The sequence below is a fragment of the Lysobacter sp. TAB13 genome, from assembly GCF_052113885.1.
GTDB lineage: Bacteria > Pseudomonadota > Gammaproteobacteria > Xanthomonadales > Xanthomonadaceae > Lysobacter > Lysobacter gummosus.
In genome coordinates, this window is sequence record NZ_JBFRDR010000020.1 from 53,678 (window position 1) to 77,997 (window position 24,320).

Below are 24,320 nucleotides of genomic sequence, written 5' to 3' on the forward strand. Positions count from 1 at the left end.
ATCATCGGCCCGAATACGATCCGCCATCAGCGCGGATCTTTCACGCCCTGATCGCTGCCGCGTCCCAAGCGCCGCGCCAACTGCCAGTCGTACAACGACGGCACCTCCAGCACCGGCGCGTTGATCATTTCGGCATACGGCCTGGGCCGGTAATCGATGTCGTACTCGCGATTGCCCGACACCCCGACCACGCGCGCATCCGGCCCTTCGTCCAGACCGGTCAACAGCACGCGCTCGCCGGGCGCGGCGCCGGACTGCACCAGCACGCGGATATTCCAATCGGTGTTGTAACGGCCGTGGCCCGGCTGCCAATACGGCGCGCCGCTGCCGTCCCACAGCGGATAGCTCAGCACGCCGTCGATCTTGCGCGGCACGATGTACAGCGTCACATCGTCGAACAGATTCTGATGGTTCGCGCCGGCATGCTGGTCCAGCACCGGGTGATCCCAGACCGTCGCGCGCTGGAACACCGAGCGTGTGCACTGGGTGTTGAAGCTCAGCGAATGTCGCACGTGGTTGAGTACTTGCAATTGCGTTGCCAGCACGTTGTGCACGCTGCCCAGCTGCACGCCGTAATGGGCGATGCGGTTGCCGTCGGTGCGGATGTTGCGCAGGGTCAGGTTGGCGCTGTCGTAGGTGATGATGCCGCTGTCGGCGTTGGCCACGCGCACTGAATCGACCCAGCCGTTGAACACATCGTGCAGGAAGATGCCGTTCCAGCCTTCTTCCAGGTGATGGCCGAAACTCTGGCCCTCGGGAAACACGATCGCCAGATCGCGCACGCCGATTTCCTGCAGGCCGTGCCAGGGCGCGATATCGGCCGGCAGGTCGGCGCCGATGGGATGCATCAGCGGATCGGCGATGCGGATGCCGCCGTCGCGCGCGGACAACACTTGCGTGGTCTGCACCACTACAGCGCGGTTCGGGTCTTCGAAATGGCGCGAGCCGACTTTGCTGATATCGGCGCCATACAACTCGTGCAGCAACGCGCTGGCCTTACCTTGCCTGGAGTACCAGCGCAGGCTGATCACGTCGCCCGGCGCCAGTTTGGCGCCGGACGCGATCGCCACGTCCTGTTCGCCGGCCTGGCCCGAAATCGCCGCCACCGCATCCGGCGCCGCCGAGTTTTCGTCCGGCTCCAGCCTGGAACTCGCGCCGGGCGCCTCGGTCCAGATGAAGCCGCCGCTCCAGCTGTATTCGGAGAAGCGCTCGTCAATGTTCTCGTCGCGATCGATCTGGCGTTTGTTGTTCGCCCGCAGGTATTCGCGCAGGCCGTCGAGCCGATCGGATTTGTCCACCATCCGCAGCGGCCGGGTGAAATACAGCTGCGTGCCGCCGGCGCCCTGCCCCGCGCCTTCGATGGCGATATGGCTGCGGCGGATCATCAGCACTTCGCTGAGCACGTAACGGCCCGCGCCGAAGCGCAGCGTCACCGGCCCTTTGACCTGATGCGCGGCGTCCAGCGCCTTGAGCACTGCCTTGCTGTCGTCGATCTCATCGTCGGGCCTGGCGCCGTAGTCGCCGACATCGATCGTCTTGCCCATGCGGGTCGGCAACGGCAGCGCGCCGAAGCCGTAGCCGGCATAGGAGAAGTCCGGCAGCAGCGTGGCCCGCGCCACCGCCGGATCGAACAGGATCTTCGGCGCGCGATCGCCGGCCGCCGCGGATGCGGCGGCCAAGGCGAGCAACAAGGGCAGGCAACGAAGTCGGTTTCGCATGGGTCGAACTCCGCTCAGAACTTGGCGCTCACGCCGATCGAGAAACGACGCTCCGACAGCGCATAGCTGTTCAGCGCGATCGGGCCGATACCGCTGTATTCCACCGTCGCCGAATCCTTGGGCATCAGATTGGAACCGATGAACTGCACGCTGAAGCGGTCGCTGAGCTTCCATCCCAGTTGCAGATCCAGTTGCGAGATGCCGGCGACGAAATTCGGCCGGCCCTCGGTGAAGGAGAATGCCGCTTTGTCGCGCTTGTTGTAAGCCAGTCGCGCGGAGAACCGGCCTTTCTCGTACAAGCCGATCAGGTTGAAGCTGTTCTTGGACACGCCGACCATCGGCTGGCCGAGGTTGTCCTTGGCGTCGGAATAGGTGTAGTTGGCGATCAGGCCCAAGCCGTCGAACGGCGCCGGCAGCTTGTCGAAAAACGTCTGTAAACCGGCTTCGAATCCCTTGACCTTGCCGTCGCCGATGTTGGCCGGGCGGGTGTAGGGAATCGGGCCGAGATCCTCGAAGCCAGGGAACGCCTGCAGCACGGTCTGCTGCGCGATCAGGTCCTTGACGTCCTTGTAGAACATCGCGAACGACAACAGGCCTTCGCTGCTGAAGTAATACTCCATGCTCACGTCGGCCTGCATCGCCACGGTCGGCTCCAGCGAGGCGTTGCCGCCGGTGGCCGAGCGATTGGTCTGGTTGACGAAGATCGACGGCGCCAGCTCGGCGATACCGGCCTGCTGCATGGTCTTGCTCAGGGCGAAGCGCAGCAGCAGGTCCTGGCTGGGATAGAACACGATGTTCGCGCTCGGCAGCACGTTGCGATAACTGTTCTTGTCGTTGACCGGAATCAGCGCGGCCTGGCTCGACACCTGCAGGAAGGTATCCACGTCCAGCCTGGTATCGATCACGCGCACGCCGGCATTGGCGCGGTACGGCCAGGTCCCGGCCTCGCCTTCGAACTCGGCCATCACATAGGCGGCGGTGGATTTCTCCGTGAGATCGTAGTCGCGCGCCGAATTGGGCTGCAGCGGGTAGCCGCCGACTCGTTGCAGGATCCAGCCGCTGTCGGCCACCGTGGCAAGGAAATTGCGCGGAAAACTGCCGTCGATGTCGGACAGGAAGCCGTTGCCGGTAGTGGTCAGGAACGGCAGGATCTCGGCCGGGTCCGGCGCCAGCTGGGTGCGTGTGGCGACCGAGGTCGCGCCCAGTTCGCGCGCGCGCACGCCGAAATACAGATTGCGCAGATCGCCCCAGTCGGCGATGAAGCGCACATCGAACTTGCCCACGGTTTCGTCGAGCTTGCCCTTCAAGCGATTGGCGCGCACTTGCACCGCGCGGTAGTTGGCCGGGTTGGCCGGATCGAACGTGCCCAGGTCCAGGCTCGGCACCTTGCCGGCGCGATAGTCGAAACGCCCCGGGATATTGCGGTTGATGCTGTCCAGGGTGATCTGTTCGATGGTCTGATCCAGATTGCCTTCGCTGTAGCTCAGATCGGCATCGAAGGTCACGCGCTCGCCGCGCCAGTTGGCCGACAAGGCGCCGATGAAACTGTCGGTGGGCTCTTTGCGATGCAGGCCGGCCTGCTGCAAGGTGCCGGTGGAATCGCCGGCCACGATCACGTTGTCCTGGAACACCGCATTGGACACCGGCTTGCCGGCGTAGCGCCAGGCGATGAAGTTCTGCCGGCGGTCGGTCTTCATTTCCGAGTACATGAATTCCGACTTCAAGGTCAGCTGGTCGGTCGCCTTGAACTCGGCCTCGAACGTCACCCCGCCGCGGGTGCGGTCGGTGGAGAACTGCTCGTAGTGGATGCGGTCGCCGCTGACATCGCGCACGCCGTCGCGGTTGAGGTCGAAGGCGGTGTTGAAGAAGTCGTTGCGCTCGAAGGCCTGGATGGTCGAGGTGTGTTCGACGTAATCCACGCCGAGCAGAAAGCCCAGGCGGCGATCGAGAAACTGGCGCGCGAACAAGCCCGACAGCGCCGGTTCGATCTTGTCCGAGCCTTCGGAATAGGTTTGCTTCGCGCGGGCGAGAAACACCGGCTCCTTGTAGTCCAGCGGATCGGGCGTGACCAGATTGACCGAACCGCCCAGGCCGCCCTCGACCTGCATGGCGGTGGGCGATTTGCGCACCTCCAGCCGGCCGAACAAGCCCGAAGGCACGGTATCCAGGCCGGAGTTGCGGCCCAGTTGCTCGTTTTCCGGCGGCGACAACTTGGCCGACCAGCCCAGCAGCGTGCGCCCGTCCACTTCCACCCGCACCTGCGGCAGGCCGCGGATCGACACCGACTGGCCTTCGCCGAACACGCGCGTGATCTGCACGCCGGTCACGCGCTGCAGCGCCTCGGCGACGTTGTCGTCCGGCAGCTTGCCCACGTCTTCGGCGGTGATGATGTCCAGCACCTGCGAGGCGTCTTTCTTCAACTCGGCCGCTTTCTGCAGCGACGGACGGATGCCGACCACCTGCACCGCCTCCAGGCTGGTGGCGTCCTTCTCCGGCGCCGGCACCGACGCCGGCTCCTGCGCGGACACCGCCAGGGCGCTGCATTGCAGGGCCCACCCGATCGCCAGCGCCAAAATGGACACCGGTGTCTTTTTTTGCGTACTGCGCGTCTGCATGGCTTCCCCTCCTGAGGGCGCATGGCCGCTATCCGACGGCTAATAGACTGATTCTTATGGCTTTAATCGCCGCAGGGTGGCCCCTGAACGCAAAATGACACCGTTGGCCAAAAAACGCTAACAGACATCGCAGTGCAGCAACAACAGGCCCTTTACCGAGGCAAAGGCTTGTCCTGTGGACATTTCGGCGACGCCACGCGCGCCATTCGCGTGAGGCTGCGGCGGCGGTCGCGCGACGCCAGCCCAACACCGACAAGCACTTCGGCCGGCACGAGGCTTCACGTCGATGCCTGCGTGCGCTCCGGTGAGACCGTCCCGGTCCGGAGCCACCGCGCGTCCGGCGACGATGCCTGTTCGACCGACGCGATGACGTTCGCGTCGTCGCATTGCGCGAAACTCACCCAGCCCGGCATCGGTGCGATGGCTGCGCCGACTTCGCGCGTGGGACGCTTCGTCTTTCTCGATCCGGCAACGCAGCGCAAACACGGGAAGCCGCACCGCGCCGCCATGACCCGCGGCATGACACTTGCGTGATAGAACAGCGATCCCTCGCCATCAGGGAGCACGAATCATGGTCCACATTTCATTGCTGGGTATTCCGAACGACGACAACTCGTCCTTCACCCGCGGCCCGGCCGAAGCGCCGGCGCTGATCCGGCGCGAATTGCACAGCGACGCCTATAGCAGCTGGAGCGAGACCGGTGTGGATATCGGCGCGCAGGGGCTGCTCGTGGATCACGGCGATATCCGCTTCGACGGCGCCGCCGATGCCTGGGAGTTGATCGAACAGCACGTGGCGCAGGCGCTGGACGCGGGCCATCCCTTGATCAGCCTGGGCGGCGATCACGCCATCACCCATCCGATCATGCGCGCGGTGCGCCGCCGCCATCGGCGCCTGACGATCCTGCATATCGACGCGCACCCGGACATCTACCACGCCTACCAGGGCAATCCGCGTTCGCACACTTCGCCGTTCGCGCGGATCATGGAAGAACAACTGGCCGACCGGCTGATCCAGGTCGGGCTGCGCACGATCAACGATCACCATCGCGAGCAGTTCCAACGCTTCGGCGTGGAAGTGATAGAAGCCGGGCGCTATGCCGACAGCCTCAAGCTCAAGATCGACACGCCGGTGTATCTGTCGGTGGACATCGACGCGCTGGACCCGGCCTATGCGCCGGGCGTGTCGCATCGCGAGCCGGGCGGCTTGTCGGTGCGGCAGGTGATCGATCTGATCCAACGCATCGATCAGCCGATCGTCGCGGCCGATATCGTCGAGTACAACCCGCGCCGCGACGTGTCCGAGCTGACCGCGACCGTGGCCGCCAAGCTGCTGAAGGAAATCGCCGGGATGATGGTGAAAACGGCGACGCCGGCCGCGTAAGCCGGCGCCGCCGCGGCGCGGCGACGCTCACGCAGCGACATCACTTGTCGAGCAGATTGTCGGTATTGGCCGCGTTGTTGATGATGTTGGAGAACGGCAGCAGCTGATTGACGAAGCGATTCCAGCGGGTCACGCCGGCCGGCCCGACGAACACCACATCGCCGGCGCGCACCGGGAACTGGCTGGCCAGCGCATACGACGCCGGCGACTTGGCGTTGAGGTGATAGATCATCGCCGGCTCCTTGCGCATGTCTTCCACGCCGCGGATCACGTAGACCGCTTCGCCCTTGGCGGTCAGCGGATTGAGTCCGCCGGCGCGGCCCAGCGCCTGGGTCAGGGTCATGTCAGTGGTCTTGAAGGTCAGCGCCTGCGGGCGCATGACTTCGCCGACCACATAGACTTCCTTGCGATCGTTGTACGGCATGTACAGATGATCGCCGGCCTTCAGGTAAATATCCTTCGCCACCGATTCGCCGCGATTGAGCCCGTCCAGATCCAGGTGGTACTGCTTGTCGCCGCGGGTCAGCACGAATCCGGACAGGTCCGCGCGGATCGGGTCCACCGTCGCCGCGCCGATCGCCTGCGCCAGGGTCAACGGCGTCGCGGTGATCGACTGGCGGTCGGTCTTGACGAACGCGCCCTGCAAGGTCACGCGCTGGCTGCCGTAATCGATGATGCTCAGATCGACCTGCGGGCTTTCGACGAAGCGCGAAATCTTGTCGGTGAGCAGCGTGCGCAATTCTTCGATGGTCAAGCCTTCCGCGCGCACCACGCCGACATACGGATAGAACAGCGTGCCGTCGGGCCGCACCATGCGCCCGTTCGCGGCCGCCTGCTGCTGCGTGCCGGCCGGCGAAGTCAGCTCCGGGTGATCCCAGATGGTGATGTACAGCGTGTCGCCGCGGCCGATGCGGTAGGAGTCGGGCTGATACGCCATCAGCTCGGCCGGCAACGCGATCTGGCTGCGATGCTCGGTAGACAGAAATTCCGGCGTGATCGAGACCATCTTGATATGGCCGTCGTCGGCGACGCCGCTGCGCACGAACTGACTCGGCGAAATGTATTGGCCCGGCGCCAACATGCAGCCCGGGAGTCCGACGATGGCGGCGACGGCCAGCGCGCGCGAAAACTTGCTCATGGTGTCGTCTCTAAATCGCGAACGCGGATGAGGCCGGGCGCCTGTGCGGGCCGATGCCGGACGCATGCGGACACGGCACGACTTCGCCATTGCGCGCCGCTGAATAAGGATGAGTGCCGACCGCTGACGCCGGACGAACAAGATACGGTTGGCGCATGAATCCTCAGTAGATTACGTCGTTACTGGTGCTGCCCCCGTGCAAAAAGTATAGCCAGCGCGGACGCGTTCTTGTTCATACACATGGAACCGCATCACGTTTTTCGGCATCCGATGCATTCTGGATACAGCTCACGTTAGGTAACCGCATGCGTCGGGCAACATATCTTTAACGAATAAGTCCAGTCGCGTTCGCAATGTGCAATGCGTCAACGAGTGATGCACGTCACGGGTTGAGGGATGCGTTCTCTATTCATGTTGACCCTGTAATGTGCAGCTCTTACATTCGCGGCCGTTGCGTTCGAGCCACGCTTCGTGCGTCTCATGATGCGCGGTCGCTTAAAATCTGAGGCATCGAGCGTGTGTTCAAACGAGTTTTGATGGTATGCGTAGGCAACATCTGCCGCAGTCCGACCGCGGAAATGTTGCTGCGCCATGAGTTGCAAGGTCGGGATGTCACCGTAGAATCCGCCGGTCTTGGCGCATTGGCGGGTCATCCGATCGACGCTACAGCACAGGCTGTGCTGGAAGGACATGGATTGAGTGGGCAATCCCATGTCGCGAGACAGATCGACCGCGCGATGATCGATGCGGCCGATCTGATACTGACGATGGAGCCATGGCAGATCGATGCCGTGCTCCGCATTTCCCCACATGCGCGAGGCAAGACCTATCTACTAGGCAAATGGCTGGACAACACCAGCATTCCGGATCCATACCGGCAATCGCGCAACGCGTTCGAACAGGCCTATCAGCTGATCAGCTCGGGGGTGAGCAGCTGGAGGGCCTATCTGTGATGCGGCCCGTTCCCTTTTTTTCAGGTTCTCTCCTCCATGTCGGCAGCCCCCACGACGCCCGGTCCGTACCAGGACAGAAGCAACGATGAGATAGACCTGGCCGCGCTGCTGGGTACGTTGCTCGATCACAAATGGTTGATCGTCGCCGTCACTTCGATCGGTTTCGTGCTCGCCGTCGCTTATGCGCTGCTCGCCTCGCCGGTGTACCAGGCCAATGCGATGGTGCAGGTGGAGTCCAACGCGCCGACCCTGCCCGGCCTGACCGCGGTCACCCAGGCGCTGACCGATTCGGCGCCGCAGGCGGTGACCGAAATCGCGCTGCTGACTTCGCGCTCGGTGGTCGGCAAGGCGGTGCAGGACCTCAAGCTGGACGTGCAGATCGAACCGGTCCGCTTCGTGCTGATCGGCGGTCTGATGGCGCGCCGCTATCAGCCGACCCGCCCGGGCGACGTGGCTTCGCCGTGGCTGGGCCTCAACAGCTACGGCTGGGGCGGCGAAAGCCTGCACGTGGCGCAGCTAACGGTCACCGACGAACTGGTCGCCAAGCCGCTGACCCTGGTCGTCGGCGAGGCCGGCACCTACCGCCTGTACGACGAAGACGACACCCAGTTGCTCAGCGGCAAGGTCGGCGAAACCGCCACCGGCGGCGGCGTCAGCCTGCAGGTCAAGGACATCGCCGCCAATCCGGGCATGCGCTTCGAGATCACTCAGCTCTCGCGCCTGGCGATCATCACCGCGCTGCAGAACAACCTGATCGCCACGGAAAAAGCGAAGGACTCCGGCATCCTGCAGCTGAGCTACCAGCTCGGCGATCCGGACCTGGCCGCGCAGACGCTCGATGCGATCACCCGCCAGTACACCAAGCAAAACGTCGAACGCAATTCCGCCGAAGCCGCCAACAGCCTGAAGTTCGTCAACGGGCAGTTGCCCAAGACGCGGCGCGATCTGGAAAAGGCCGAGCACGCGCTGGCCAAGTACCAGGAGCAGGCGCACACGGTCGATATCACCCTGGACGCGCAATCGCTGCTCGACCAGATCGTGGCGCTGGACACCAGCATCTCGCAGTTGAAGATGCAGCAGGCCGAAGTCAGCCGCCGCTTCACACCGCAGCATCCGGCCTACAAGGCCCTGATGTCGCAGCTGGGCGAACTGGAATCGCGCAAGCAGCAGATCAACGACCGCATCAGCGTGCTGCCGCAGACCCAGCAGGAATTGCTGGGCCTGACCCGCGAAGTGCAGGTCAGCACGCTCACCTACACCAATCTGCTCAATCAGGCGCAGCAGCTGGATATCGCCCGCGCCGGCACGGTCGGCAACGCCCGCATCGTCGATAAGTCGGTGGTGGACATCAGCCAGCCGGTCAAGCCCAAGCGCCTGCTGATCGTGATGATCGGCACCTTCGTCGCCGGTTTCCTGGCGGTGGCCTGGGTGTTCCTGCGCCAGATGCTCAGCCGCGGCGTCGAGGACGTGAAGGAAATCGAGCAGCTCGGCCTGCCGATCTACGCTTCGATTCCGATGAGCGACTTCCAGCGCGGTCACCAGAAGCTGGGCCGCAAGCTGCAGAGCAACGGCACGCGCCTGGACAAGCCGCATCTGCTCGCGCTCGACGCGCCCAACGATCTGGCGATCGAAGCCATGCGCAGCCTGCGTACCGCGCTGCACTTCGCCCGCATGGAAGCGAACAACAACATCCTGATGGTGTGCGGCGCCAGCCCCGGCGCCGGCAAGACCTTCGTGTCCACCAACCTGGCCGCGGTGATCGCGCAGGGCGGACAGCGCGTGCTGCTGATCGACGGCGACCTGCGCCGCAGCACATTGCACAAGGTGCTGGGCCAGGACCCGCACAACGGTCTGTCGGATTTGCTGATCGGCCGCATCGACGTGAAGACCGCCACCCGCGCCACCGCCATTCCCGGCCTGGACTTCATTCCGCGCGGCGAAGCGCCGCCCAATCCGTCCGAACTGCTGATGCGCCCGAACCTGGGCGTGCTGCTGAAGATGGCCTCGCAGCAATACGACCTGGTCATCATCGATACGCCGCCGATCCTCGCGGTGACCGATGCGGCGATCATCGGCCGCCACGCCGCCACCAGCATCATGGTGGTGCGCTTCGGCCTGAATCCGCCCAAGGAACTGTCGATGGCGATTCAGCGTTTCGAACAAAACGGCATCGACCTCAAGGGCGCGGTATTCAACGCTGTCGAACGCCGTCACGACACTAACTACGCATACGGTTATGAATACCGGGCGACGCCGGAGAAGTGATGGCGCGGGAAATTATTACGATTTCAATCGCAACTATTGCACGCCCTGCCCGCTGTTTTGTTTTCGCTCATGTTCCCGAACGCGAAATTCCGCGGAACGCGGGAAAATGCAGTGAGAAATGGTGATTCCTGAAGCAACCGAGCTGCCCGTCGCCATTACGATGCGATGTACCGCAATGATCATTTTGACGTAAGAAATTCTTATATGTGTCGCATGTGAACGAGCAGCACGCTTCCGTAACGAGCACAAACAAACGAACTACTAGCGCACAGTATTTAGCAACTGAACAGTGGCACGATTCCGCCCGCTGCTGGCCCGGACGCAAACGCTTCCAGGCCGGCGCGGGCGAACAACGAATCGTGCATCGACACCGAAGCAGATCTATCGATTCAACGTGATCGCGCGCCGCCGATACATCGCAACAACGGCGCGCAAGAATCGCGAAGCAAGAAAACAGGATTGACCGAAGGGGGCGGTCGTCGGATGGGTCTACCGAAGACTTTCCTTGGATACAACGGTCATGATGAAAGAACAGTTCGTCATCGCGTGCGCCCTGACGTTCGTGGTCACCAGCATCGCGATGTACGCGATGTACCCGGTCGCCGGGCAGCTAGGTCTGATCGACCGGCCGAACGCGCGCAAACAGCATAAGGGCCACATTCCCGTCATCGGCGGGATCAGCTTCTTTCTCGGCCTGCTCGCCGGCGCCCTCTACCTGGGCCTGGCCGATCGCTTCGCGGTCTGCCTGATCGCCACCTCCAGCCTGATCGTGGTCACCGGCGCGATCGACGACGCGAAAGACCTCAGCGTGCGCGCGCGGCTGCTGATCCAGACCATCGCGGTCGGCGTGATGATTTCCGGCAGCGGCGTCTACCTCAACGACCTGGGCAATCTGTTCGGCACCGGTGCGATCCACCTGGGCTGGATCGGCGTTCCGGTCACGGTGATCGCGGTGGTCGGCCTGATCAACGCCTTCAACATGCTCGACGGCATCGACGGCCTCGCCGGCAGCATGGCGATGGTCGGCATCGGCGCGATCTTCCTGTTCGACAACGGCGGCGTGCTGTCCAAGGGTGCGCTGCCCTTGATGCTGCTGCTGTTCGTCGCGCTGGTTCCGTACCTGTTCGTCAACCTGGGCGGGATGAACGAGCGCAAGATCTTCATGGGCGACGCCGGCAGCATGCTGATCGGTTACCTCACCGCGTGGAGCCTGATCTACCTGAGCCAGCGCGGCGCGACGCGCATCGACGCGGCCGAAGCGCTGTGGTGCATCGCCCTGCCGGTGTTCGAGACGCTCACCGTCATGTACCGCCGGGTCAGCAAGGGTCTGTCGCCGTTCAAGCCCGACCGCCAGCATCTGCACTACATCCTGCTCGATCACCAGCGCTCGCCCAAGGCCGCGCTGATGACCATCGTCGGCATCGCCTGCGCGCTCACCGCGGTGGGTTACGCGCTGCGCGATCTGCCGGTCGTGGTCGGCCTGCTCGCGTTCTTCTTCGCCATGGCCGTCTACTCGCTGGCGCTGGCACACGGCGACAAGCTCAAGCGCCTGCGCGGCATGTCGGGCGGATCGGACACGCCGGAACTGGCGTTCGCGCCGGAAGGCTCGGTGCCGCTGAAGACCACGCCGGCGCCGGCCACCGCTTATGCGCGCAACAACCTCGCCGGCGAATTCGCCTCGCATCCGCTATCCACGCCGGCCAACGTGGCGATGTCGCAGCCCTCGCGCGCGATCAAGACCCTGTGCGTGTTCGGCACCCGTCCGGAGGCGATCAAGATGGCGCCGCTGGCGAAGATGCTGGCGCAAGACCCTCGCTTCGACGCGCGCGTGTGCGTGACCGGCCAGCACCGGCAGATGCTGGACCAGGTTCTAAACCTGTTCGACCTGCAGCCGGACTTCGATCTCAACATCATGAAGCCCAAGCAGGACCTCACCGACGTCACCACCGCGATCCTGACCGGCATGAAGCAGGTGCTGTCCGAGCTCAAGCCCGACGTGGTGCTGGTGCACGGCGATACCTCGACCACCATGGCGACCACGCTGGCCGCGTACTACCAGCAGATTCCGGTGGCGCACGTCGAAGCCGGCCTGCGTACCGGCAACCTGTATTCGCCGTGGCCGGAAGAAGCCAACCGCAAGCTCACCGGCGCGCTGGCGGCGATGCATTTCGCGCCGACCACGCTGTCGAGCCAGAACCTGCTCGACGAAGGCATTCCGACCGAGCGCATCGCCGTCACCGGCAACACCGTGATCGACGCGCTCAAGGAAGTGCTGGTGCGCATCGACCGCACGCCGGCGCTGCGCAACGAAGTCGCCTCGCAATTCAGCTTCCTCGATCCGCAGCGGCGCATCGTGCTGGTCACCGGCCATCGCCGCGAAAGCTTCGGCGGCGGTTTCGAGCGCATCTGCCACGCGTTGCGCGACGCCGCGCTGCGCCATCCGGACGTCGATATCGTCTATCCGATGCACCTCAACCCGCAGGTGCGCGAGCCGGTCAACCGCCTGCTCACCGGCATCACCAACGTCCATCTGATCGAGCCGCTGGATTACCTGCCCTTCGTCTACCTGATGAACAAGGCCTACATCATCCTCACCGATTCGGGCGGCATCCAGGAAGAAGCGCCTTCGCTGGGCAAGCCGGTGCTGGTGATGCGCGACACCACCGAGCGGCCCGAAGCGGTCGCCGCCGGCACTGTGAAGCTGGTCGGCACCGATCGCCAGCTGATCGCCGACGGCATCACCGAACTGCTGACCGATCGCAAGGCTTATGAGGCGATGAGTTTCGCCCACAACCCTTACGGCGACGGTCTGGCCTGTCAGCGCATCGTCGAGGCCCTGGCCAGTTTCAACCGCGAAGATTCGCTGCTCGCTGCCTGAGTTTTCGCGTCGCCGCCACGCCCGCGCCCTTGGGTGCGGGCGTAGCGCGTTCACCCCACACCCTTGAGCGCAACACCCTCCCCGCACGGAGGATCACTGGAGTCTTTATGAGTTTCGACACCGTCTCGGTCATCGGCCTGGGTTACATCGGCCTCCCCACCGCCGCCGCTTTCGCCGCCGTGCGCAAGCAGGTCATCGGCATCGACGTGAACCGGAATATCGTCGATACGATCAACCGCGGCGAGATCCACATCGTCGAGCCCGATCTCGACGTGGCGGTGCGCGCGGCGGTCTCGGGCGGTTACCTGCGCGCCTCGATCCAGCCCGAATCGGCCGACGCCTATCTGATCGCGGTGCCCACGCCGTTCAAGAACGACCACGAGCCGGACCTGCGCTACATCGAAGCCGCCGCCAAGGCGCTGGCGCCGGTGCTGCGCAAGGGCGATCTGGTGGTGCTTGAATCCACCTCGCCGGTCGGCGCGACCGAGCAGCTGGCGCAGTGGCTGGCCGAAGCGCGTTCGGACCTGAGTTTCCCGCAGGACGCCGGCGAAGACGCCGACGTCAACGTCGCCCACTGCCCCGAGCGCGTGCTGCCGGGCCATGTGATGCGCGAGCTGATCGAGAACGACCGCGTCATCGGCGGCATGACCCCGCGCTGCTCGGCGCGCGCCTGCGAGCTGTACAAGAGCTTCGTGCGCGGCGAGTGCATCGTCACCAACGCGCGCACCGCCGAGATGTGCAAGCTGACCGAGAACGCGTTCCGCGACGTCAACATCGCCTTCGCCAACGAGCTGTCGATCATCTGCGACAAGCTCGGCATCAACGTGTGGGATCTGGTACAGCTGGCCAACCGCCATCCGCGCGTCAACATCCTGCAGCCCGGCCCCGGCGTCGGCGGCCACTGCATCGCGGTGGACCCGTGGTTCATCGTCGACAGCGCGCCGGAAGAAGCGCGACTGATCCGCACCGCGCGCGAAGTCAACAACAGCAAGCCGCGCTGGGTGATGGACAAGGTCGATGCCGCCATCGCCGAAGCCAAGGCCGACGGCAAGCAGGACAAGGACCTGACCATCGCCGTGTTCGGCCTGTCGTTCAAGCCCGACATCGACGACCTGCGCGAAAGCCCCGCGCTCGACATCGCCATCGAACTGGCCGCGCGCCACCCGGGCAAGGTGCTCGCGGTCGAGCCGCACATCGACGCCCTGCCGGAGAAGCTCAAATCGCCGAACCTGATCCTGGTGGACTTCCCCACCGCCAGCGCGCAAGCCGACATCGGCCTGTTGCTGGTCGATCACAAGCCGTTCCGGGAACAGGCCGCGCCCACGCACCTGCGCCTGGTCGATACCAAGGGCATCTGGGTCTGAGCCGCTTGGGCTCGGACGGAACGCCGGCGCCATGATCCGACGACTGATCACCACCGCCAGTCTCTCGGCCGTGAGCGCCATGGCCTCGCGCGGGGCGATCTTCGCCGGTGTGCTGCTGGTCGCCGGTTTGCTGGGGCCGCAGGCGTTCGGCCAGTTCACCCTGATCCAGACCACGGCGCTGTTGTTCACCACGTTCTGCGCGCTCAGCCTGGGGCAGATGGCGACCAAGATCGTCGCCGAAGCCCTGCAGGGTTCGCGCGAGCGCATGGCGGTGGCGTGGTCGGTGTCGTACGGCTCGGCGTTTTTGATCTCGCTGGTGTTCGCGGTGGCGATCGTGGCGCTGTCGCCGCTGGTGGCGCGCTACGTCGGACACGACCCCACGCTCACACCGGTGTACGCCAGCTCCAGCCTGCTGGTGTTGGCGGGATTTCTCACCGCGATCCAGAACGGCGTCGCCCTGGCCGTGGGCCGGGTCAAGGAACAGGCCTGGGCCAATCTGCTCAGCGCGCCTATCGCCTTCGCGATCATGGTGCTGGCGGCGTCTCAGCGCGATCTGCATTGGGCGATGTACGGCTACATCGCCTCGCAGATGGTGATCGCCGTCGGCCAGGAACGCAGCCTGCGCCGCTACCGCCGCGAACACGGCCTGAAGTTGTCGCTGCGCGCGACCACGCGCGCGGACTGGTCGGTGCTGTGGCGGCTCGGCCTGCCCTCGTCGCTGGCGGGACTGCTGACCGTGCCCGCGATGTGGCTGGTGATGGTGATGCTCTCGCACACCGCCGACGGCGCCACCGACCTGGGTCATTTCGCTCTCGGCAATCAGGCCCGTTCGATCCTGCTGTTCGGCATCGGCGTGGTCGCCAACGCGGCGCTGCCGATGCTGTCCTCGGCCCTGGCCCAGGGCGATCGCCATGGCGCCTCGACGGTGCTGCGCCATTCGATGGCGCTGCTGCTGGCGATCACCGGCAGCATCGCCCTGCTGGCCGCGCTGGCGGCGCCGCCGCTGATCCGCGCGCTGGCCCCGGCCTACGCCGGCTCGGTGGAGCCGCTGCAGTGGCTGCTGGCCTCGGTGGTGGCGACCGCGCCGACCACGATCCTGATGCGCAAGGCCACCGCCGACGGCCGCCCGTCGATCCTGCTGTACGGCAACGCGGTGTTCTGCGTGGTCCTGCTCGCCACCGCCGCGGTCGCCCTGCACATGCACGGCGGCGCGACCGGGCTTGCGTTCGCGTACTTCCTCGCCTCGCTGCTGCAGCTGCTGACTTTCGCCCTGTTCAACCGAAACGAGCTGCGCTGGAAGGCGCTGGCCCGGAGCAATTCATGAGCGTCGCCCGTCTGTTGAAGAAAACCGTGGTCCTGGGTGCGATCCGCATCGGCTGGCTGATCAAGCCGGGCCTGGTCACGCGTCTGTACACCTGGTATTTGAAGTCGGAGGGCGCGCGCATCGACGGCCTGCCCAATTACCTGTCGGCCAAGATCTGGTTCGACGGCACCGACTACTCGCTGATCACCCTCGGCGAGGGCTGCACGATTTCCAGCAACGTGCGCATCCTGACCCACGACGCGGCGATCAACACCGTCGCGAAGGAACTCGGGCTGTTTTTCGATCCGCCGGAAATCCGCGTCAAGGCGATATCGATCGGCCGCTACAGCTTCGTCGGCACCGGTTCGATCATCATGCCCGGCGCCGACATCGGCGCGGGTTGCATCATCGGCGCCGGCAGCGTCGTGCGCGGCACGATTCCGCCGCTGAGCATCGTCGTCGGCAGCCCCGGTCAGGTGGTCGGCTCGGTCAGCGACTACGTCGGCAAGCTGTATCCCGACCGGCTGCGCGAAGGCTGAGGCGCCGGCATGTCCGCCCTGTCCAAGACCTGCTACGTGTTCGCGCGCACTTTGTCCGCGTTCGGCCTGCCCGGCCTGCGCGGGCTGCGCACGCGCGTGTACCGCTGGCATTTCCGCGCTGAACGCATGAGCGTGTCGGACCGGGTGATGGTGGTCGCCGCGCACCGCAGCGAGCACGCCGCGATCGCCTTCGGTCGCGGAGTCGAGCTGGGCGCCGATGCCTACATCGATTACTCCGGCGGGGTGCAGGTCGGCGATCACGTCGCCATTTCCGAAAGCGCGAAAATCTTCACGCACAACCACGTCGTGCGCCGCGGCCATGCCGACTGGCATCGCAATCCGATCGAGTTCTCGCCGCTGCGGATCGAGGACTTCGCCTGGGTCGGCGCCGGCGCGATCGTGCTGCCGCGGGTCAAGCGCATCGGCCGCGGCGCCATCGTCGGCGCCGGCGCGGTGCTGGCCGAGGACGTGCCGGATTTCGCCGTGTACGCCGGCAATCCGGCGCGCGAGATCTTCCGTCGCGACATCGACGGCGCGGGCTAGGAGGACGACGGCATGGCGATCCTCTACTTCGTGTTCTTCATCGGCCTGGTGATGCTGGCGTTCACGCGCATCGGCGGCCGGCTGGACCGTTTGTTCGTCAACCCGATCCTGGTCTTCATCCTCACCGTCGCCTTCATCTACGGCTTCATCCCGTGGCTGAAGGATCTGCATCAGGTCCAGACCTACCCGTTCTACTACTCCTTCGACGCCAAACTGGCGGCGCTGATGTTCTCGCTGGTGTTCTGCCTGTCCGGCATCGGCGGCTACGCCTTCAACGGCGGCCTGAGCCGGCCGGTGCTGCCGCAGGTGCGCAGCCTGACCCGGCGCGAGCGCCGCCGCGTGCTGGTGCTGGTCGGGATTCCGGCGATGTGCGCGGTGATCTACCTGGCGCGCACGGTGGCCAGCTACGACCTGGCCGACTACATGAAGGACCGCATCATGATCCGCCGCGGCATGGGCCCGGCGGTGGTGCTGGCGTTCGCGGCGATCTGCTACTGCGCGATCCTGGTCACCAACTACCTCGCCTCGCGCCGCACCGACGGCCCGCCGCTGGCGCGCTGGCGCTTGCTGCCGATCGGCGGCGTGGTGCTGGTGGTGGCGGTGGCGTTCGTGGCGATGGGCAACCGCAACTTCGTCTTCATCCTGATCGCGATCCTGCTGCTGGCTTCGCTGTCTATCTACCGCGGCGAAATCGGCCGCGCACTGATGCTGCTGCCGCTGCTGCTGATCATCGCCCTGGGCCTGTCGGCCTGGGCCAAGGTGCGCACCACGCTCGACAGCGCCGACAGTTCCAGCGTCACCAGCGAAGGCCCGGTGCAGTTGCTGGTGTACGGCCTCAACGGCGCCTTCGGCAACGCCGAAAACCTGACCTGGCTTGCGCAGAACGACTCGCGCTGGGACTTCGTCTACGGCGAGACCGTGTTCGCCGCCGCGGTCAATCCGATCCCGCGCGCGCTGTGGCCGGACAAGCCCTTCGGCGGCGGTCCGGCGCTGCGCAACATGATCTATCCGGGCAGCTACACCCTGGAAGGCGAAAAACTCACCTCCTACACCACTGGCCTGCCGACCGAGGGCTACATGAACTTCGGTCTGTTGGGACTGATCGCGTTCGGCGCGATCAACGGCGCCTGCCTGGCCGGCATCCGCAAGGTCTATGCGCGCCGGCGCGTGGTCACGCCGGTCGGCGTGGTGATCTACAGCTTCTCGATCTTCATGTTCTCTTCCGGATTTCTCTACATGGAACTGCTCGGCGGCTGGAGCCGTTATTTCATCACCCTGCTGTTGCTGTACGCCGTCACCTGGGTCGGCAACCGCCCCATCCGCATGCGCGGAGCCATGGCATGAACGCGATCATCCTGGGACAAGGCAATCCCTATCTGAAGAATCCGTACCTGAGCAAGTTGTCGAAAGTGCTCGACAGTGCGCGCATCCCGTACGAATTCTGGATCTGGAGCCGCGACAAACAAAACGCCGACCTGCCCAAGGTCAAGGTGCTGCTGAGCTTCGGCTCGTGGGGCGGCGGCGCGGTCAACGCGCTGGGCTACGCGCTGTGGATGGCGTGGCTGACCGTGCGCGTGTTCTTCCAGCCGCGCGCCGGCGTGTATTTCTGCTCACGCCTGGACGCGGCGCTGCCGTGCGCCATCGTCGCCTCGCTGCGGCGCTGCCGGTTCGTGTTCCTGGATCGCGACAAGCTGTCGAAGAGCTACGCCTGGCCGGCGCCGGTCAAGCGCGCGATCGAAGCCATCGAACGCTTCATCGGCCGCAAGGCCTCGCTGCACGTGGTCCCGGGCGCCTCGCGCGCCGACGGCAACGACGGCGACAACGTGCGGATCGTGCGCAACACCCCGCACAGCGACGTGATCACCCGCGCGCGGCAGATGGCGGCGGCGCGGCCTTACCGCGACGGCCGCCTGCGGGTGCTCGTCAGCGGCCTGATCTCGCCCGAGCGCGGCGCGCGGATGATGCGCGAAGCGATGGAGGCCACCGCCGGCCGCATCGAGTTCGTCGGCGCCGGGCGCCTGCTCGGCGAGGACGCGCAAAGCCTGGCCCAGCAGATGGGCGCGAACTACCGCGGCATCGTCAGCAACGAAGACGCGCTGGCGATGCTGCTCAGCGCCGACGTGGTGCTGGCCTTCTACGATCCGGCGCTGGAGATCAACCGCCTGGCCGAGCCGAACAAATGGTTCGACTGCGCCGCGCTGGAAATCCCGTTCTTCACCAATCCCGGCCTGTCCACCTCCGCCCCGTTCGAACAGGCCCAGGCCTGTTTCCTGGTCGAGTACGGCGACGGCGCGCGGCTGGCGCAAGACCTGCTGCGCATCGACGCCGACCGCTCGCTGCTGGATCAGCGCCGCGAAGGCCTGCGGCAACTGCGCTACGAGGCCTGGGACACGGCGATGGCCCGCGTGGTCGCCGAATGCGCGCAGCTGCCGCCATGAACCTTGTCAATTCCATCGCAACACGCTCCGCGCTCCGTGCCTGAGCTCCCCTCCCCCGCATTCAACGCATCGGAACCGCCATGCAACAAGTCCTGCAAAACCTGCGCGACGGCAGCACTGAAGTCGCCGACGTCCCCGCTCCCGCGCTGCGCCGCGGGCATCTGCTGATTCGCAGCCACGTCACCCTGGTTTCGGCCGGCACCGAGCGCATGCTGGTCGAGTTCGGCAAGGCCAACATGCTGCAGAAGGCGCGGCAGCAACCGGACAAGGTGCGCATGGTGCTGGAGAAGATCCGCACCGACGGCCTGGCGCCGACGCTCGACGCGGTGCGCAGCAAGCTCGATCAACCGCTGGCGCTGGGCTATTGCAACGTCGGCACGGTGATCGGCATCGGCCCGGGCGTGACCGGGTTCGAACTCGGCGACCGCGTCGCTTCCAACGGCAAGCACGCCGAAGTGGTCGCGGTGCCGGTCAACCTGTGCGCGAAGATTCCGGACGAAGTGGACGACGAGTCCGCCGCGTTCACCGTGCTCAGTGCGATCGCGCTGCAAGGCATCCGTCTGGTCCAGCCCACCCTCGGCGAAACCGTGGTGGTCACCGGCCTGGGCCTGATCGGCCTGATCACCGTGCAGTTACTGCGCGCGCACGGCTGCCGCGTGCTCGGCATCGATTTCGATCCGGCCAAGCTCGCGCTGGCGCGCAGCTACGGCGCGCAGACCGTGGACCTGTCCAAGGGCGAAGATCCGCTGGCCGCCGCGCAGACCTTCTCGCGCGGCCGCGGCGTCGATGCGGTGTTGATCACCGCTTCGACCAAGAGCAACGAACCGGTCTCGCAGGCCGCGCACATGTGCCGCAAGCGCGGCCGCATCGTCCTGGTCGGCGTCACCGGCCTGGAACTGTCGCGCGCGGATTTCTACGAGAAAGAACTGTCGTTCCAGGTTTCGTGCTCGTACGGCCCGGGCCGTTACGACGCCTCTTACGAAGAACGCGGCAACGATTATCCGGTCGCGTTCGTGCGCTGGACCGAGCAACGCAACTTCGAAGCGGTGTTGGACATGATGGCCAGCCGCGCGGTCGATGCCAGCGCATTGGTCAGCCATCGCTACGGCATCGCCGATGCCGAACAGGCTTACAGCGTGCTCGGCGGCGGCGAACCCTCGCTGGGCATCATGCTCGACTATCGCCGCGGCGAAGAAATGCCCGACGACCTGATCCGGCGCAAGGTGCCGCTGCCGGCCAAGCCGGCGGTGCGCGAAGTCGCCGGCGATGTCGACGGCGCCGGCGTGGCCTTCATCGGCGCCGGCAACTACGCCGGCCGCGTGCTGATTCCGGCCTTCGTCAAATCCGGCGCCAAGCTGCACACGGTGGTGACCAACAACGGCGTCAACAGCGTCCACTTCGGCAAGAAGTACGGCTTCCGCAACGCCAGCACCGACACCGACGCGCTGCTGCGCGATGCCAGCGTCGGCTCGGTGGTGATCGCGACCCAGCACGGCAGCCACGCCGAGCTGACCTTCAAGTCCCTGCGCCGCGGCAAGCACGTGTTCGTCGAAAAGCCGCTGTGCCTGACCTTGGAAGAACTGCAGACCATCGAGAAGGCGCACGGCGAGCAATCGGTCTACGGCACTCCGCCAGTGCTGATGGTCGGCTTCAACCGCCGCTTCGCCCCGCAGGTGAAGAAGATGCACCAGCTGCTGGCCGGCGTGCGCGAACCCAAGTCGTTCGTGATGACGGTCAACGCCGGCGCGATTCCGGCCGATCACTGGACCCAGGACCCGCAACTCGGCGGCGGCCGCCTGATCGGCGAGGCCTGCCACTTCGTCGATCTGCTGCGCTTCCTCGCCGGTTCGCCGATCGTCGGCCATCAGCTCACCGCGGTCGGCGACGCCAGCGGCATCCGCAGCGACCGGATCAGCTTCACCCTGAGCTTCGCCGACGGTTCCTTCGGCACCGTGCATTACCTCGCCAACGGCCATAAGAGCTTCCCGAAGGAACGCCTGGAAGTGTTCACAGCCGGCCGCGTGCTGGCGCTGGACAACTTCCGCAAGCTGCGCGGTTACGGCTGGCCGGGTTTCAGCAAAATGAATCTGTGGAGCCAGGACAAGGGCCAGGCCGCCTGCGCCGCCGCCTTCATGCAGGCCGTGCAAGGCAAGTCGCCTCCGCCGATCTCGCCGGAAGAAATCTTCGAAGTGGCGCGGGTCACCATCGAACTGGACGCCTCGGTCTGACGCGCATGAACGCCTTCACGCCCGCTTGCAGGTGCGCCGCATGAGCATCGCCTCGCGATTGCCGCGCATGTGGCATACCGTGCGTTATCTGCGCCCGGTGCAGATCTACGGCCGCGCCTGGCACCGGCTGCATCGGCCGCGCATCGAGCACGCGCCGGCGCCCGCGCCGGCCGCCACCGACACGCGCTGGACCGCCTGCGCGCGCAAGCCCTCGATGCTGGGCGCGAACCGCTTCCGTTTCTTGAACGACGAACGCGAGCTGGCCGGCAACGACTGGAACAGCACCCAGCTGCCCAAGCTGTGGCTGTACAACCTGCACTACTTCGACGACCTCAACGCCGACGGCGCGCCTTCGCGCAGCCATTGGCACCGCGAACTGATCGCGCGCTGGATCGCCGACAATCCGCCGGCCGGTGGCAACGGCTGGGAGCCGTACTGCCTGTCGCTGCGCATCGTCAACTGGATCAAATGGCGCTGCGCCGGGCAGGCCTTCGGCGACGCCGCCCGCGAGCGCTCGGCGCTGAACAGTCTGGCGACCCAGGTGCGTTTCCTGCGCCGCCGGCTCGAACGCCATCTGCTCGGCAATCATCTGTGGGCCAACTACAAGGCGCTGCTGTTCGCCGGCGCGTTCTTCCAGGGCGCCGAAGCCGAACGCTGGCGCAGCGAAGGTTTGAACGGGCTGCGCCGCGAGATCGACGAGCAGATCCTCGCCGACGGCGGCCACTTCGAACGCAGCCCGATGTATCACGCGATCCTGCTCGAAGACCTGCTCGACATGGTCCAGCTGGCGCGCCTGTTCCCCGAAGCGGTGCCGCACACCGACGTGGCGCTGTGGCGCGACAAGGCCGGCGCGATGCTGCGCTGGCTCAGCGTGATGACCCATCCCGACGGCGGCATCGCCTTCTTCAACGACGCCGCGCTCGGCATCGCGCCCAACTTCGCCGAGCTGTCCGCCTACGCGCTCGCGCTCGGCATCGAAGCGCCGGCGCCGTCCGACGAAGCCTTGCAGCTGTTGCCGGATTCGGGTTACGCGCGTCTGCAATGCGGCGACGCGGTGGTGATCGCCGACGTCGGCGACATCGGCCCGGACTATCTGCCCGGCCACGCCCATGCCGACACCCTGAGCTTCGAACTGTCGCTGCGCGGACGCCGGGTGCTGGTCAACGCCGGCACCTCGCGCTACGACATCGGCGCCGAGCGGCTGTGGCAACGCGGCACGTCCGCGCACAACACCATCGAGATCGACGGCCAGAATTCCTCCGAGGTGTGGAGCAGTTTCCGCGTCGCCCGCCGCGCCCGCGCATCGGCGGTCGAGCACGGCCACTTCGGCGAAGGCGCCTGGCTGGCCGCGTCGCACGACGGTTACCGGCGCTTGAAGGGCCGGCCGGTGCACCATCGCCGCTGGGTGCTGCAACCCGGCGCGCTGCGCATCGAGGATCGCATCGACGGCGCCTTCGATCGCGCTGTCGCGCGCTACCGCGTGCATCCGGACATCCGCATCGAAGATCACGCCCTGCACCTGGACGCGGACTTCGGCCTGCGCTGGCGCATCGAGCCTGCGACCGAACGCACCGCGGCCAGCACCTATCACCCCGAATTCGGCCTCAGCCGCGCCTGCCGGGTCATCGAGGCGACGCTGGACCCGGCCGTCGGCAACGCGGTCGCCTTGTTCCTCTGGGATTGTTGAGCTCTCATGCGCATTCTTTTTCTTTCGGACAATTTCCCGCCCGAGGGCAACGCACCGGCCACGCGCACCTATGAGCACGCGGTGCGCTGGGTGCGCGCCGGCCACGAGGTGACCGTGATCACCTGCGCGCCGAACTTCCCCGAGGGCAAGTTGTTCGACGGTTACCGCAACGATTGGCGCAGCGTGGAAACCATCGACGGCATCCGCGTGGTGCGGGTCAAGACCTACATCACCGCCAACGAAGGCTTCATCAAGCGCACCCTGGACTATCTGAGCTTCATGGCCGCCTCCACCGTCGCCGGCCTGTTCGAGCGCCGCCACGACGTAGTGGTGGCCACCTCGCCGCAGTTCTTCTGCGCACTCGGCGGCTGGATGCTGGCGCGGCTCAAGCGCCGGCCGTTCGTGTTCGAACTGCGCGACCTGTGGCCGGCCTCGATCACCGCGGTCGGGGCGATGAAGCGCAGCCTGGCGATCCGCGTGCTGGAGCGGCTGGAGATGTTCCTGTACCGCAGCGCGGATGCCATCATCCCGGTCACGCAGTCGTTCCGCGAGGAGCTGATCCATCGCGGCATCGACGCCGGCAAGATCCATGTCGTGCTCAACGGCGTGGACCTGCAGCGCTACGTGCCGTGCGCCCGCGATGCGGCGATGGCGCAGCAGTACGATCTGGACGGCCGTTTCGTGGTCGGCTACCTGGGCACCCACGGCATGGCGCACGGGCTGGAAACGGTGGTCGATGCCGCGGAGAAACTCCGCCACGATCCGCGCATCGTGTTCTTCTTCGCCGGCAGCGGCGCCGAACGCGCGCGGGTCGAACAACTGGTGGCCGAGCGGCAATTGGCGAACGTGCGCATGATTCCGCGCCAGCCCAAGGAGATGATGCCCAAGCTGTGGGGGCTGTGCGACATCTCGCTGATTCCGCTGCGCGACAACCCGGTGTTCGGCAGCGTGATTCCGTCCAAGCTGTTCGAAGGCATGGGCATGGGCATTCCGGCGTTGATGTCGCTGCCGCGCGGCGAAGCCACGCGCATCGTCGAAAGCACCGGCTGCGGGCTGTGCGTCGCGCCGGAAAATGCACAGGCCATGGCCGATGCGATCGCCCAGTTGGCCGGCGATCCCGAATACCTGCAGCGCCTGCGCGCGGCCAGCGTCGCCGCCGCGCCGGCGTATTCGCGCGATCGCCAGGCCGGATTGATGAGCGACGCGCTGCTGCGCCTGCTCGACGACGACACCCGCGGCATGTTGCCGACTTCGAAAGGCTCGTAAC

At 65.7% G+C, this 24,320-nt stretch carries 17 protein-coding genes; 14 read left to right on the forward strand and 3 right to left on the reverse strand.

The features are described 5' to 3' along the window. Positions 1-26: 26 nt before the first annotated feature. Both AB4Y92_RS20005 and AB4Y92_RS20010 read right to left on the reverse strand, forming a co-directional pair. Entirely contained in the window at positions 27-1,718 is a 1,692-nt protein-coding gene (locus AB4Y92_RS20005; protein WP_441821261.1) for a hypothetical protein, read from the reverse strand. Positions 1,719-1,732: 14 nt separating this feature from the next. Further along, positions 1,733-4,333 carry a TonB-dependent receptor gene (locus AB4Y92_RS20010; protein ID WP_441821262.1) on the reverse strand — a complete coding sequence of 867 codons (2,601 nt, stop codon included), beginning with the start codon at positions 4,331-4,333 and terminating at the stop codon, positions 1,733-1,735. A gap of 132 nt (positions 4,334-4,465) precedes the next feature. Here AB4Y92_RS20010 and AB4Y92_RS20015 point away from each other — a divergent pair, with 132 nt between their 5' ends. Together AB4Y92_RS20015 and speB are read left to right on the forward strand one after the other, a co-directional pair. Then, positions 4,466-4,867 carry a hypothetical protein gene (locus AB4Y92_RS20015; protein ID WP_441821263.1) on the forward strand — a complete coding sequence of 134 codons (402 nt, stop codon included), beginning with the start codon at positions 4,466-4,468 and terminating at the stop codon, positions 4,865-4,867. Positions 4,868-4,904: 37 nt separating this feature from the next. Then, complete coding sequence (gene speB, locus AB4Y92_RS20020; RefSeq protein ID WP_441821264.1) at positions 4,905-5,717, forward strand: agmatinase; 813 nt, start codon at positions 4,905-4,907, stop codon at positions 5,715-5,717. A gap of 40 nt (positions 5,718-5,757) precedes the next feature. On the opposite strand, the gene AB4Y92_RS20025 is transcribed toward speB, so the two are convergent. Next, complete coding sequence (locus tag AB4Y92_RS20025; RefSeq protein ID WP_057944527.1) at positions 5,758-6,855, reverse strand: polysaccharide biosynthesis/export family protein; 1,098 nt, start codon at positions 6,853-6,855, stop codon at positions 5,758-5,760. Between the two features lie 536 nt (positions 6,856-7,391). Between AB4Y92_RS20025 and AB4Y92_RS20030 the strand changes: the two genes are divergently transcribed. The 12 genes from AB4Y92_RS20030 to AB4Y92_RS20085 all read left to right on the forward strand — a co-directional run bounded on the left by AB4Y92_RS20030 (position 7,392) and on the right by AB4Y92_RS20085 (position 24,319). Continuing rightward, a complete protein-coding gene (locus AB4Y92_RS20030; protein ID WP_215061127.1) occupies positions 7,392-7,808 on the forward strand; it encodes a low molecular weight protein-tyrosine-phosphatase in 417 nt (138 codons plus the stop codon). Between the two features lie 36 nt (positions 7,809-7,844). Beyond that, the gene (locus AB4Y92_RS20035; RefSeq protein WP_441821265.1) at positions 7,845-10,073 is read left to right on the forward strand and encodes a polysaccharide biosynthesis tyrosine autokinase; all 2,229 of its coding nucleotides are present in this window, start codon (positions 7,845-7,847) and stop codon (positions 10,071-10,073) included. A gap of 520 nt (positions 10,074-10,593) precedes the next feature. After that, entirely contained in the window at positions 10,594-12,951 is a 2,358-nt protein-coding gene (wecB, locus tag AB4Y92_RS20040) for a non-hydrolyzing UDP-N-acetylglucosamine 2-epimerase (RefSeq protein WP_441821266.1), read from the forward strand. A 107-nt stretch (positions 12,952-13,058) separates the two neighbouring features. After that, positions 13,059-14,315 carry a UDP-N-acetyl-D-mannosamine dehydrogenase gene (gene wecC / locus AB4Y92_RS20045; RefSeq protein WP_441821267.1) on the forward strand — a complete coding sequence of 419 codons (1,257 nt, stop codon included), beginning with the start codon at positions 13,059-13,061 and terminating at the stop codon, positions 14,313-14,315. 31 nt (positions 14,316-14,346) lie between these two features. Then, positions 14,347-15,639: an oligosaccharide flippase family protein gene (locus tag AB4Y92_RS20050; protein ID WP_441821268.1), complete on the forward strand. Its 1,293-nt coding sequence runs from the start codon at positions 14,347-14,349 to the stop codon at positions 15,637-15,639. Continuing rightward, positions 15,636-16,157 (forward strand): acyltransferase, encoded by a 522-nt coding sequence (locus AB4Y92_RS20055; protein WP_441821269.1) that lies wholly within the window; start codon positions 15,636-15,638, stop codon positions 16,155-16,157. The genes AB4Y92_RS20050 and AB4Y92_RS20055 overlap by 4 nt, the downstream gene beginning before the upstream one ends. A 9-nt stretch (positions 16,158-16,166) precedes the next feature. After that, positions 16,167-16,700, forward strand: a complete 534-nt coding sequence (locus tag AB4Y92_RS20060) for an acyltransferase (protein ID WP_235113546.1) — start codon at positions 16,167-16,169, stop codon at positions 16,698-16,700. A gap of 12 nt (positions 16,701-16,712) precedes the next feature. Beyond that, a complete protein-coding gene (locus AB4Y92_RS20065) occupies positions 16,713-18,044 on the forward strand; it encodes an oligosaccharide repeat unit polymerase (RefSeq protein WP_441821270.1) in 1,332 nt (443 codons plus the stop codon). Further along, positions 18,041-19,138, forward strand: coding sequence for a hypothetical protein (locus AB4Y92_RS20070; RefSeq protein WP_441821271.1), 1,098 nt, complete (start codon positions 18,041-18,043; stop codon positions 19,136-19,138). Before AB4Y92_RS20065 ends, AB4Y92_RS20070 begins: the two co-directional genes overlap by 4 nt. A gap of 80 nt (positions 19,139-19,218) precedes the next feature. Then, the gene (locus AB4Y92_RS20075; RefSeq protein WP_441821272.1) at positions 19,219-21,366 is read left to right on the forward strand and encodes a bi-domain-containing oxidoreductase; all 2,148 of its coding nucleotides are present in this window, start codon (positions 19,219-19,221) and stop codon (positions 21,364-21,366) included. 40 nt (positions 21,367-21,406) lie between these two features. After that, entirely contained in the window at positions 21,407-23,053 is a 1,647-nt protein-coding gene (locus tag AB4Y92_RS20080) for a heparinase II/III family protein (RefSeq protein WP_441821273.1), read from the forward strand. A gap of 6 nt (positions 23,054-23,059) precedes the next feature. Continuing rightward, positions 23,060-24,319, forward strand: coding sequence for a glycosyltransferase family 4 protein (locus AB4Y92_RS20085; protein ID WP_441821274.1), 1,260 nt, complete (start codon positions 23,060-23,062; stop codon positions 24,317-24,319). Position 24,320 lies beyond the last annotated feature (1 nt).